The sequence below is a fragment of the Escherichia sp. E.sYA108 genome (genome assembly GCF_011754335.1).
GTDB classification, from domain to species: domain Bacteria; phylum Pseudomonadota; class Gammaproteobacteria; order Enterobacterales; family Enterobacteriaceae; genus Escherichia; species Escherichia coli.
Map to the genome: position 1 here is coordinate 1,365,740 of NZ_JAAQVZ010000001.1, position 13,021 is coordinate 1,378,760.

Sequence of the window (13,021 nt, forward strand, 5' to 3'; positions counted from 1 at the left end):
GCTAACGGGCCATTGTGGCAGGGATGAAAAATGAAAAAGTTACGCGTAGCCTCCTGCATGCTAATGCTGGCGCTGGCAGGGTGCGACAACAACGATAACGCGCCAACAGCGGTGAAAAAAGATGCGCCTTCTGAAGTTACTAAAGCGGCCTCTTCAGAAAACGTGAGTTCAGCAAAGCTTTCCGCGCCGGAGCGACAAAAACTGGCCCAACAGAGTGCCGGTAAGGCGCTGACATTGCTGGATCTCTCTGAAGTTCAACTCGATGGCGCAGCCACGCTGGTGCTGACGTTCTCCATCCCTCTCGACCCGGATCAGGATTTCTCACGCGTTATTCATGTCGTCGATAAAAAAAGCGGCAAAGTGGATGGTGCCTGGGAGCTGTCAGATAATCTTAAAGAGCTGCGTTTACGCCACCTCGAACCGAAACGTGATTTGATCGTCACTATTGGCAAGGAGGTCAAAGCGCTCAATAACGCAACCTTTAGTAAAGATGACGAAAAAACTATAACTACCCGCGATATCCAACCCAGCGTCGGTTTTGCCAGTCGTGGTTCGTTGCTTCCTGGTAAGGTCGTTGAAGGGCTGCCGGTAATGGCGCTTAACGTTAACAATGTCGATGTTAACTTCTTCCGTGTGAAACCAGAATCACTGCCCGCTTTCATTAGCCAGTGGGAATACCGCAATTCGCTGGCGAACTGGCAGTCAGATAAACTGCTGCAGATGGCGGATCTGGTCTACACCGGACGGTTTGATCTCAATCCTGCGCGTAACACCCGTGAAAAATTATTGCTGCCGCTGGGCGATATCAAACCGCTTCAGCAGGCGGGCGTGTATCTGGCTGTGATGAATCAGGCTGGACGTTACGATTACAGTAATCCCGCGACGCTGTTTACGTTAAGTGATATTGGCGTTTCAGCTCACCGTTATCACAATCGTCTGGATATCTTTACCCAAAGTCTGGAAAACGGCGCGGCCCAGCAAGGAATTGAAGTCTCTTTATTAAATGAGAAAGGGCAGACTCTGACTCAGGCAAGCAGTGACGCTCAGGGGCATGTGCAGCTGGAAAATGATAAAAACGCGGCATTACTGCTGGCGCGTAAAAACGGTCAGACAACGCTGCTCGATTTAAAACTCCCGGCGCTGGACTTAGCGGAATTTAACATTGCTGGCGCGCCGGGCTATAGCAAACAGTTTTTCATGTTTGGCCCGCGCGATCTTTATCGCCCGGGTGAAACGGTCATCCTCAATGGTTTGCTGCGTGATGCAGACGGTAAAGCATTGCCCGATCAACCCATCAAGTTAGACGTGATTAAACCCGACGGGCAGGTACTCAGGAGCGTCGTTAGTCAGCCGGAGAATGGCCTCTACCACTTTACCTGGCCACTCGATAGCAATGCGGCAACCGGTATGTGGCATATTCGCGCTAACACGGGCGATAACCAGTATCGGATGTGGGATTTCCACGTCGAAGATTTTATGCCAGAGCGTATGGCGCTGAATCTGACCGGTGAGAAAACCCCGCTAACGCCGAAAGATGAAGTGAAATTCTCCGTGGTGGGGTACTACCTGTATGGCGCACCTGCTAATGGTAATACTTTGCAAGGGCAACTTTTCCTGCGCCCACTGCGTGAAGCTGTGTCAGCCTTACCTGGTTTTGAATTCGGCGATATAGCTGCCGAAAATCTTTCCCGCACGCTGGATGAAGTTCAGTTGACGCTGGATGATAAAGGGCGCGGCGAAGTTTCTACAGAAAGCCAGTGGAAGGAAACACATTCCCCATTACAGGTTATTTTCCAGGGTAGTTTGCTGGAATCGGGCGGTCGCCCGGTGACGCGCCGTGCTGAGCAGGCTATCTGGCCTGCTGATGCATTGCCAGGGATCCGTCCGCAGTTCGCCTCGAAATCGGTTTACGATTATCGCACCGACAGCACGGTGAAACAGCCCATTGTTGATGAAGGTAGTAACGCCGCTTTTGACATCGTTTATAGCGATGCGCAAGGCGTGAAAAAAGCCGTGTCGAGCTTGCAGGTGCGCCTGATTCGCGAACGCCGCGATTACTACTGGAACTGGTCGGAATATGAAGGCTGGCAGTCACAGTTTGATCAAAAAGATCTGATCGAAAATGAACAAACTCTGGATCTGAAAGCGGACGAAACCGGTAAGGTCAGTTTCCCGGTAGAGTGGGGCGCTTATCGTCTGGAAGTTAAAGCGCCGAATGAAGCGGTCAGTAGTGTGCGTTTCTGGGCTGGTTATAGCTGGCAGGATAACAGCGACGGGGGTGGTGCAGTGCGACCCGACCGTGTCACGCTGAAACTGGATAAAGCCAGCTATCGCCCTGGCGATACCATTAAGTTGCATATTGCCGCGCCAACGGCGGGTAAAGGTTATGCGATGGTCGAGTCCAGTGAAGGGCCGCTGTGGTGGCAAGAGATTGATGTTCCGGCTCAAGGGCTGGATCTGACGATTCCGGTCGATAAAACCTGGAATCGTCATGATCTGTATTTAAGTACGCTGGTGGTACGTCCTGGCGATAAATCTCGCTCCGCGACGCCAAAACGCGCGGTTGGGGTGTTGCATCTGCCGCTTGGTGATGAAAACCGTCGCCTCGATCTGGCGCTGGAAACCCCTACCAAAATGCGCCCCAATCAGCCATTAACCGTGAAAATTAAAGCCAGCAATAAAAATGGTGAGATGCCAAAACAGGTGAATGTGCTGGTGTCTGCGGTTGATAGCGGTGTGCTGAATATTACTGATTACGTCACGCCAGATCCGTGGCAGGCGTTCTTTGGTCAGAAACGCTATGGCGCAGACATTTACGATATTTACGGTCAGGTCATTGAAGGTCAGGGGCGTCTGGCAGCTCTGCGTTTTGGTGGCGATGGTGATGAGCTGAAACGTGGTGGTAAACCGCCGGTCAATCACGTCAATATTGTCGCGCAGCAGGCGCTGCCGGTAACGCTCAATGAACAGGGCGAAGGCTCGGTTACACTGCCAATTGGCGATTTTAACGGTGAATTGCGCGTCATGGCGCAAGCCTGGACGGCAGATGACTTCGGAAGCAACGAAAGCAAAGTGATTGTTGCCGCACCGGTGATTGCTGAACTGAACATGCCACGCTTTATGGCGAGTGGCGATACCTCGCGCCTGACGCTGGATATCACTAATCTTACCGATAAACCGCAAAAACTTAATGTTGCTCTGACCGCCAGTGGCTTGCTTGAACTGGTGAGTAATTCCCCCGCACCTGTTGAATTAGCGCCAGGGGTGCGTACTACGCTGTTTATCCCGGTGCGTGCATTGCCGGGTTATGGCGATGGAGACATTCAGGCCACCATTAGCGGGTTAGCGTTACCCGGGGAAACCGTTGCCGATCAGCATAAGCAGTGGAAAATCGGCGTCCGTCCAGCATTCCCGGCACAAACGGTCAATTACGGTACGGCGTTACAGCCTGGTGAAACCTGGGCGCTCCCGGCTGATGGATTGCAAAACTTCTCGCCTGTTACGCTGGAAGGGCAATTGTTGTTGAGTGGCAAACCACCGCTGAACATCGCACGTTATATCAAAGAGTTAAAAGCGTATCCGTACGGCTGTCTCGAGCAAACCGCCAGCGGCCTGTTCCCGTCACTTTATACCAATGCAGCCCAACTGCAGGCGTTGGGCATCAAAGGCGACAGTGATGAGAAACGCCGTGCATCGGTCGATATCGGCATTTCCCGTTTGCTGCAAATGCAACGTGATAACGGCGGCTTTGCGTTGTGGGATAAAAACGGTGACGAAGAGTACTGGCTGACGGCTTACGTGATGGATTTCCTGGTCCGCGCAGGCGAACAGGGTTACAGCGTGCCGACAGACGCCATTAACCGGGGTAATGAGCGTCTGCTGCGCTATTTACAAGATCCGGGCATGATGTCGATCCCGTACGCTGATAATCTCAAAGCCAGTAAATTCGCCGTACAGTCTTACGCTGCGCTGGTGTTGGCCCGTCAGCAAAAAGCACCACTGGGTGCGCTGCGTGAAATCTGGGAGCATCGTGCAGATGCCGCTTCTGGTTTACCGCTGCTGCAACTTGGCGTTGCGCTGAAAATCATGGGTGATGCGACGCGTGGTGAAGAAGCGATTGCGCTGGCGCTGAAAACGCCGCGTAATAGTGATGAGCGGATATGGCTGGGTGATTACGGTAGTCCACTGCGAGACAGCGCGTTGATGCTCTCATTGCTGGAAGAGAACAAACTGCTACCCGATGAGCAGTACTCCCTGTTAAACACACTTTCGCAGCAGGCGTTCGGTGAACGCTGGCTATCGACGCAGGAAAGTAACGCGTTGTTCCTGGCTGCCCGTACTCTTCAGGATTTACCGGGCAAATGGCAGGCGCAAACCACTTTCTCTGCTGAGCCGTTGACAGGCGAGAAAGCGCAAACCAGCAATCTGAATAGCGATCAACTTGCCACCTTGCAGGTGACCAACAGTGGCGATCAGCCGTTATGGCTGCGTGTGGATGCCAGCGGTTATCCGCAATCCGCACCTTTACCGGCGAGCAATGTGCTGCAAATTGAGCGTCATATTCTGGGTACTGACGGTAAGAGCAAATCGCTGGACTCGTTACGTAGCGGCGATCTGGTGCTGGTGTGGTTGCAGGTTAAAGCCAGTAACAGTGTACCGGATGCGTTAGTCGTGGATCTGTTGCCTGCGGGGCTGGAACTGGAAAACCAGAATCTGGCGAACGGCAGCGCCAGCCTGGAGCAAAGTGGTGGTGAAGTGCAGAACTTGCTGAACCAGATGCAGCAGGCGAGCATTAAGCACATAGAGTTCCGTGACGATCGCTTTGTGGCGGCGGTTGCCGTTGATGAATATCAACCGGTAACGCTGGTGTATCTGGCGCGGGCGGTGACGCCGGGAACGTATCAGGTGCCGCAGCCTATGGTGGAATCAATGTATGTTCCTCAATGGCGGGCGACTGGTGCGGCTGACGATCTGTTGATAGTCAGACCGTAAATGCCTCGCCTGTTAACCAAACGCGGCTGCTGGATAATGCTGGCAGCCGCGCCTTTTATCATCATTCTGGCAGCATGGGCAGCAGATAAACTCTGGCCTCTGCCATTGCAAGAAGTGAATCCTGCACGCGTGGTGGTGGCGCAGGATGGTACGCCACTCTGGCGTTTCGCCGATGCTGACGGCATCTGGCGTTATCCAGTAACAATCGAAGATGTTTCTCCACGTTACCTTGAAGCGCTGATCAATTATGAAGATCGCTGGTTCTGGAAGCATCCGGGGGTGAATCCGTTCTCGGTGGCGCGTGCAGCCTGGCAAGATCTCACGTCGGGTCGGGTCATTTCCGGCGGCAGCACGCTCACCATGCAGGTGGCGCGCCTGCTTGATCCTCACCCCAAAACGTTTGGCGGCAAAATTCGCCAGCTCTGGCGCGCGTTGCAACTGGAATGGCATCTGTCTAAACGTGAAATTCTGACCTTGTATCTTAACCGTGCCCCGTTTGGCGGTACGTTGCAGGGGATTGGTGCGGCAAGTTGGGCTTACCTCGGGAAATCGCCTGCGAATTTAAGCTATTCCGAGGCGGCAATGCTGGCGGTGTTGCCGCAAGCGCCCAGCCGTCTTCGCCCGGATCGTTGGCCGGAGCGTGCCGAAGCCGCGCGTAATAAAGTGCTCGAACGGATGGCCGTGCAAGGTGTGTGGTCCCGTGAGCGGGTAAAAGAGTCAAGGGAAGAACCCATCTGGCTGGCACCCCGACAAATGCCGCAACTGGCACCGCTGTTTTCGCGCATGATGCTCGGTAAAAGCAAAAGCGACAAAATCGTTACTACGCTGGATGCCGGTCTTCAACGACGTCTGGAAGAACTGGCGCAAAACTGGAAAGGACGATTGCCACCGCGCAGCTCACTGGCGATGATCGTGGTTGATCATACCGATATGCGTGTTCGCGGCTGGGTGGGATCGGTTGATCTCAACGATGATTCACGCTTTGGTCATGTTGATATGGTCAATGCGATCCGATCGCCAGGATCGGTGCTCAAACCGTTTGTTTATGGTCTGGCGCTGGATGAAGGCTTGATCCACCCGGCATCGCTGTTGCAAGACGTCCCCAGACGCACCGGTGATTACCGACCTGGCAACTTTGACAGCGGTTTTCATGGCCCGATCAGCATGAGTGAGGCGCTGGTGCGATCGCTGAACTTACCTGCTGTGCAGGTGCTGGAAGCCTATGGACCGAAACGGTTTGCGGCAAAGTTACGCAATGTTGGATTGCCGTTATATTTGCCCAACGGTGCTGCACCGAATCTTTCGCTCATTCTCGGCGGCGCTGGCGCAAAACTGGAAGATATGGCGGCAGCGTATACCGCGTTTGCTCGCCACGGCAAGGCAGGTAAATTGCGCTTACAGCCTGACGATCCGCTGCTTGAACGGCCTTTAATGTCGTCGGGGGCTGCGTGGATCATTCGCCGGATTATGGCTGATGAAGCGCAACCCTTGCCGGATGGTGCCTTGCCGCGCGTCGCCCCACTGGCATGGAAAACGGGCACCAGCTATGGCTATCGTGATGCCTGGGCGATTGGGGTTAACGCTCGCTATGTCATTGGGATCTGGACTGGCAGACCGGACGGCACGCCCGTTGTTGGTCAGTTTGGCTTTGCCAGTGCCGTACCGCTGTTGAATCAGGTTAATAATATCTTACTGTCGCGCAGTGTGAATTTGCCGGAAGACCCACGTCCTGACTCTGTAAGTCGTGGCGTTATCTGCTGGCCGGGCGGACAGTCTTTGCCGGAAGGTGACGGTAACTGTCGCCGCCGCCTGGCAACCTGGCTGCTGGACGGGAGCCAGCCGCCAACTCTATTACTGCCGGAGCAGGAAGGCATTAATGGCATTCGTTTCCCCATCTGGCTGGATGAAAACGGCAAACGTGTTGCCGCTGATTGCCCTCAGGCGCGACAAGAAATGATAAATGTCTGGCCGCTACCGCTGGAACCCTGGCTGCCCGCATCAGAACGTCGCGCTGTGCGCTTGCCACCGGCCTCGACAATTTGCCCGCCATACGGTCACGATGCACAACTCCCGCTGCAGCTAACAGGTGTGCGCGATGGCGCGATTATTAAACGTTTACCGGGCGCAGCGGCAGCGACTTTGCCGTTGCAATCAAGTGGAGGAGCAGGTGAACGCTGGTGGTTTCTGAACGGCGAACCGTTAACTGAACGTGGGCGCAACGTGACCCTGCATTTGACGGATAAAGGCGATTATCAATTGCTGGTGATGGATGACGTGGGGCAAATAGCGACAGTGAAATTTGTCATGCAATAGTCTATTTTGTCCCTGATTGTTGCTTAAACTGGGTTTATTTTAAAAAAATGTTACCTTCATCAATAGTCAACGGCTCTGTTGCTCATTATAATCCGCGCCATCTCGTACGCTGGTACAGACAACAACAGAACAATTTACAGAGGTAAAAATGGCTATTGAACGTACTTTTTCCATCATCAAACCGAACGCGGTAGCAAAAAACGTGATTGGTAGTATCTTTGCGCGCTTTGAAGCTGCAGGGTTCAAAATTGTCGGCACCAAAATGCTGCACCTGACCGTTGAACAGGCTCGTGGCTTTTATGCTGAACACGATGGAAAACCGTTCTTTGATGGTCTGGTTGAATTCATGACTTCTGGCCCGATCGTTGTTTCCGTGCTGGAAGGTGAAAATGCTGTTCAGCGTCACCGCGATCTGCTGGGCGCGACCAATCCGGCAAACGCACTGGCCGGTACTCTGCGTGCTGATTACGCTGACAGCCTGACCGAAAATGGTACCCACGGTTCTGATTCCGTCGAGTCTGCCGCTCGCGAAATCGCTTATTTCTTCGGCGAAGGCGAAGTGTGCCCGCGCACCCGTTAATAATTTCGTAAATGCCGCGTGCAAACGTGGCATCCGTGCGCCAGAATTTGTACAATGCAGCGCCCCCGGACGAGCAGCCGCTCACCGGGGCGTTTCTTTTTTCAACCCTCCAGGGGCCATAACGTGTAATAACGAGGCCGGAATAGCATATGTCTGAACAATTAGTCACACCTGAAAACGTCACCACGAAAGATGGAAAAATCAACCTGCTGGATCTCAACCGTCAGCAGATGCGGGAGTTTTTTAAAGATTTAGGTGAAAAACCCTTCCGCGCCGATCAGGTGATGAAGTGGATGTATCACTATTGCTGCGACAACTTTGATGAGATGACCGACATCAACAAAGTGTTGCGCGGCAAGCTGAAAGAGGTGGCGGAAATCCGCGCACCGGAAGTGGTTGAAGAACAGCGTTCATCTGACGGCACCATTAAATGGGCAATTGCCGTTGGCGATCAGCGCGTTGAAACGGTGTATATCCCGGAAGACGACCGTGCCACGCTCTGCGTCTCTTCGCAGGTGGGGTGTGCGCTGGAGTGTAAATTCTGTTCCACCGCCCAGCAGGGCTTTAACCGCAACCTGCGGGTATCGGAAATTATCGGCCAGGTGTGGCGTGCGGCGAAAATTGTCGGCGCAGCAAAAGTCACCGGTCAGCGCCCAATCACTAACGTCGTGATGATGGGTATGGGCGAGCCGCTGCTCAACCTGAACAACGTCGTTCCGGCGATGGAAATCATGCTTGATGATTTCGGTTTTGGCCTGTCAAAACGTCGCGTCACGCTTTCCACTTCCGGTGTGGTTCCGGCGCTGGATAAACTGGGCGATATGATCGACGTTGCGCTGGCTATCTCCCTGCACGCGCCGAACGACGAAATTCGTGACGAAATTGTGCCGATCAACAAAAAGTACAATATCGAAACGTTCCTTGCTGCGGTGCGCCGTTATCTGGGGAAATCCAACGCCAATCAGGGCCGAGTCACTATTGAATACGTGATGCTTGACCACGTTAACGACGGCACTGAACACGCGCACCAACTGGCGGAGCTACTGAAAGATACGCCGTGTAAGATCAACCTGATCCCGTGGAACCCGTTCCCTGGCGCGCCGTATGGACGCAGTTCGAACAGCCGTATCGACCGTTTCTCAAAAGTGCTGATGAGCTACGGTTTCACCACTATTGTGCGTAAAACTCGTGGTGATGATATTGATGCTGCCTGTGGTCAGTTGGCGGGCGATGTTATCGACCGTACGAAACGTACCCTGCGTAAACGGATGCAGGGTGAAGCCATCGATATTAAAGCGGTCTGATAGCCATTACGCCACGGTTACTTTATGTACCGTGGCGTAATCTTTTATGAATGAAGTATTAAGTTGCAATTGTCTGGTCAATATTAACGGTGCGTTTTTGCTGACTTTAAGGCAGTATGTAACGATGCAACAGTAAGTTAGCCTTAGTGAATGTGGGCTTTGTCACGAGCACACAGACGGTCTTATACTGTATGATAACGGTTAACTTAACGGATGTTTCGCGGTGTGGGTGAGCATGATGGTTCACCGGCATCTCAATTCTCATTTAAACGTACCTGCAGCGAATGAATACTGAAGCCACGCACGACCAAAATGAAGCACTTACTACCGGCGCTCGCCTGCGTAATGCTCGCGAACAACTAGGACTTAGTCAACAGGCCGTTGCCGAGCGACTTTGCCTGAAGGTTTCCACGGTACGCGACATTGAAGAAGATAAGGCACCTGCCGATCTTGCTTCAACATTCCTGCGCGGATATATCCGCTCTTATGCGCGTCTGGTACATATTCCAGAAGAAGAACTGCTGCCAGGGCTGGAAAAGCAGGCTCCACTACGGGCTGCAAAAGTTGCGCCGATGCAGAGTTTTTCCCTCGGTAAACGCCGCAAAAAACGTGACGGCTGGCTGATGACCTTCACCTGGCTGGTGTTGTTTGTGGTTATTGGTCTGAGCGGTGCCTGGTGGTGGCAAGACCACAAAGCTCAGCAGGAAGAGATCACCACTATGGCCGATCAATCTTCTGCGGAACTGAATAATAATCAAAGCCAGAGTGTACCGTTAGATACGTCGACAACCACAGATCAGGCTATGGCGACCACGCCGACATCACCTGTGGATACCACCGCAACCAACACGCAAACACCTGCCGTAACTGCGCCAGCACCAGCTGTTGATCCGCAACAGAATGCGGTTGTTCCACCTTCGCAGGCAAATGTTGATACCGCTGCGACTCCGGCACCAGCGGCAACAACAACACCAGATGGCGCTGCGCCGTTGCCAACCGATCAGGCTGGCGTGACCACGCCGGCGGTTGACCCGAATGCGCTGGTGATGAACTTTACTGCCGATTGCTGGCTGGAAGTCACCGATGCTACCGGTAAAAAACTGTTTAGCGGTATGCAGCGTAAAGACGGTAATTTGAACTTAACCGGGCAGGCACCGTACAAACTGAAAATTGGTGCGCCAGCCGCAGTACAGATCCAGTATCAAGGGAAACCTGTCGATCTGAGTCGTTTTATCAGAACTAACCAGGTTGCGCGTCTGACCCTCAATGCCGAACAATCACCGGCGCAGTAACAGACGGGTAACGCGGGAGATTTTTCATGCATAACCAGGCTCCAATTCAACGTAGAAAATCAACACGTATTTACGTTGGGAATGTGCCGATTGGCGATGGTGCTCCCATCGCCGTACAGTCCATGACCAATACGCGTACGACAGACGTCGAAGCAACGGTCAATCAAATCAAGGCGCTGGAACGTGTTGGCGCTGATATCGTCCGTGTCTCCGTACCGACGATGGACGCGGCAGAAGCGTTCAAACTCATCAAACAGCAGGTTAACGTGCCGCTGGTGGCTGACATCCACTTCGACTATCGCATTGCGCTGAAAGTAGCGGAATACGGCGTCGATTGTCTGCGTATTAACCCTGGCAATATCGGTAATGAAGAGCGTATTCGCATGGTGGTTGACTGTGCGCGCGATAAAAACATTCCGATCCGTATTGGCGTTAATGCCGGATCGTTGGAAAAAGATCTGCAAGAAAAGTATGGCGAACCGACGCCGCAGGCGTTGCTGGAATCTGCCATGCGTCATGTTGATCATCTCGATCGCCTGAACTTCGATCAGTTCAAAGTCAGCGTGAAAGCGTCTGACGTCTTCCTCGCTGTTGAGTCTTATCGTTTGCTGGCAAAACAAATCGATCAGCCGCTGCATCTGGGGATCACCGAAGCCGGTGGTGCGCGTAGCGGGGCAGTAAAATCCGCTATTGGTTTAGGTCTGCTGCTGTCTGAAGGCATCGGCGACACGCTGCGCGTATCGCTGGCGGCCGATCCGGTCGAAGAGATCAAAGTCGGTTTCGATATTTTGAAATCGCTGCGCATCCGTTCGCGCGGGATCAACTTCATCGCCTGCCCGACCTGTTCGCGTCAGGAATTTGATGTTATCGGTACGGTTAACGCGCTGGAGCAACGCCTGGAAGATATCATCACTCCGATGGACGTTTCGATTATCGGCTGCGTGGTGAATGGCCCAGGTGAGGCGCTGGTTTCTACACTCGGCGTCACTGGCGGCAACAAGAAAAGCGGCCTCTATGAAGATGGCGTGCGCAAAGACCGTCTGGACAACAACGATATGATCGATCAGCTGGAAGCGCGCATTCGTGCGAAAGCCAGTCAGCTGGACGAAGCGCGTCGAATTGACGTTCAGCAGGTTGAAAAATAATAACGTGATGGGAAGCGCCTCGCTTCCCGTGTATGATTGAACCCGCATGGCTCCCGAAACATTGAGGGAAGCGTTGAGGGTTCATTTTTATATTCAGAAAGAGAATAAACGTGGCAAAAAACATTCAAGCCATTCGCGGCATGAACGATTACCTGCCTGGCGAAACGGCCATCTGGCAGCGCATTGAAGGCACACTGAAAAACGTGCTCGGCAGCTACGGTTACAGTGAAATCCGCTTGCCGATTGTAGAGCAGACCCCGCTATTCAAACGTGCGATTGGTGAAGTCACCGACGTGGTTGAAAAAGAGATGTACACCTTTGAGGATCGCAATGGCGACAGCCTGACTCTGCGCCCTGAAGGGACGGCGGGCTGTGTACGCGCCGGCATCGAGCATGGTCTTCTGTACAATCAGGAACAGCGTCTGTGGTATATCGGGCCTATGTTCCGTCACGAGCGTCCGCAGAAAGGGCGTTATCGTCAGTTCCATCAGTTGGGCTGCGAAGTTTTCGGTCTGCAAGGTCCGGATATCGACGCCGAACTGATTATGCTCACTGCCCGCTGGTGGCGCGCGCTGGGTATTTCCGAGCACGTAACTCTTGAGCTGAACTCTATCGGTTCGCTGGAAGCTCGTGCGAATTACCGCGATGCGCTGGTGGCATTCCTTGAGCAGCATAAAGAAAAGCTGGACGAAGACTGCAAACGCCGCATGTACACTAACCCGTTGCGCGTACTGGATTCAAAAAATCCGGAAGTGCAGGCGCTTCTCAACGACGCTCCGGCATTAGGCGATTATCTGGACGAGGAATCTCGTGAGCACTTTGCCGGTCTGTGCAAACTGCTTGAGAGCGCGGGGATCGCTTACACCGTAAACCAGCGTCTGGTGCGCGGTCTGGATTACTATAACCGTACCGTTTTCGAGTGGGTGACTAACAGCCTCGGTTCCCAGGGCACCGTGTGTGCAGGTGGTCGTTATGACGGTCTGGTGGAACAACTGGGTGGTCGTGCAACACCGGCAGTCGGTTTTGCGATGGGCCTCGAACGTCTTGTATTGTTAGTTCAGGCCGTTAATCCGGAATTTAAAGCCGATCCTGTTGTCGATATATACCTGGTGGCTTCAGGTGCTGACACACAATCTGCGGCTATGGCATTAGCAGAGCGTCTGCGTGATGAATTACCGGGCGTGAAACTGATGACCAACCACGGCGGCGGCAACTTTAAGAAACAGTTTGCCCGTGCTGATAAATGGGGTGCCCGCGTTGCTGTGGTGCTGGGTGAGTCTGAAGTGGCTAACGGCACAGCAGTAGTGAAGGATTTGCGCTCTGGTGAGCAAACTGCAGTTGCGCAGGATAGCGTAGCCGCGCATTTGCGCACGTTACTGGGTTAAGGAAGGAGAA

General features: G+C 53.4%; 7 protein-coding genes. All 7 read left to right on the forward strand.

The genetic code is table 11. The features are described from left to right. Nucleotides 1–30 precede the first annotated feature (30 nt). The 7 genes from yfhM to hisS all read left to right on the forward strand — a co-directional run bounded on the left by yfhM (nt 31) and on the right by hisS (nt 13,011). A complete protein-coding gene (yfhM, locus tag HBM92_RS06570) occupies nt 31–4,992 on the forward strand; it encodes an alpha2-macroglobulin (RefSeq protein ID WP_000736376.1) in 4,962 nt (1,653 codons plus the stop codon). Beyond that, nucleotides 4,993–7,305 (forward strand): peptidoglycan glycosyltransferase PbpC, encoded by a 2,313-nt coding sequence (pbpC, locus tag HBM92_RS06575; protein WP_001137639.1) that lies wholly within the window; start codon nt 4,993–4,995, stop codon nt 7,303–7,305. It abuts the gene before it with no gap. Between the two features lie 148 nt (nt 7,306–7,453). Continuing rightward, nucleotides 7,454–7,885, forward strand: coding sequence for a nucleoside-diphosphate kinase (gene ndk, locus HBM92_RS06580; protein ID WP_000963841.1), 432 nt, complete (start codon nt 7,454–7,456; stop codon nt 7,883–7,885). Nucleotides 7,886–8,034: 149 nt separating this feature from the next. After that, nucleotides 8,035–9,189 carry a bifunctional tRNA (adenosine(37)-C2)-methyltransferase TrmG/ribosomal RNA large subunit methyltransferase RlmN gene (locus HBM92_RS06585; RefSeq protein ID WP_000003323.1) on the forward strand — a complete coding sequence of 385 codons (1,155 nt, stop codon included), beginning with the start codon at nt 8,035–8,037 and terminating at the stop codon, nt 9,187–9,189. Nucleotides 9,190–9,473: 284 nt separating this feature from the next. Then, nucleotides 9,474–10,481: a cytoskeleton protein RodZ gene (rodZ, locus tag HBM92_RS06590; protein WP_001090835.1), complete on the forward strand. Its 1,008-nt coding sequence runs from the start codon at nt 9,474–9,476 to the stop codon at nt 10,479–10,481. Between the two features lie 26 nt (nt 10,482–10,507). Next, nucleotides 10,508–11,626, forward strand: coding sequence for a flavodoxin-dependent (E)-4-hydroxy-3-methylbut-2-enyl-diphosphate synthase (gene ispG, locus HBM92_RS06595; RefSeq protein ID WP_000551807.1), 1,119 nt, complete (start codon nt 10,508–10,510; stop codon nt 11,624–11,626). Nucleotides 11,627–11,736: 110 nt separating this feature from the next. After that, nucleotides 11,737–13,011, forward strand: a complete 1,275-nt coding sequence (gene hisS / locus HBM92_RS06600) for a histidine--tRNA ligase (protein ID WP_001107167.1) — start codon at nt 11,737–11,739, stop codon at nt 13,009–13,011. Nucleotides 13,012–13,021 lie beyond the last annotated feature (10 nt).

Bases quoted from the DNA above. Each gene is read 5' to 3' on its own strand.
- rodZ (WP_001090835.1), top strand. From the start codon at position 9,474: ATGAATACTGAAGCCACGCACGACCAAAATGAAGCACTTACTACCGGC.
- HBM92_RS06585 (WP_000003323.1), top strand. From the start codon at position 8,035: ATGTCTGAACAATTAGTCACACCTGAAAACGTCACCACGAAAGATGGA.
- yfhM (WP_000736376.1), top strand. From the start codon at position 31: ATGAAAAAGTTACGCGTAGCCTCCTGCATGCTAATGCTGGCGCTGGCA.
- ndk (WP_000963841.1), top strand. From the start codon at position 7,454: ATGGCTATTGAACGTACTTTTTCCATCATCAAACCGAACGCGGTAGCA.
- ispG (WP_000551807.1), top strand. From the start codon at position 10,508: ATGCATAACCAGGCTCCAATTCAACGTAGAAAATCAACACGTATTTAC.
- pbpC (WP_001137639.1), top strand. From the start codon at position 4,993: ATGCCTCGCCTGTTAACCAAACGCGGCTGCTGGATAATGCTGGCAGCC.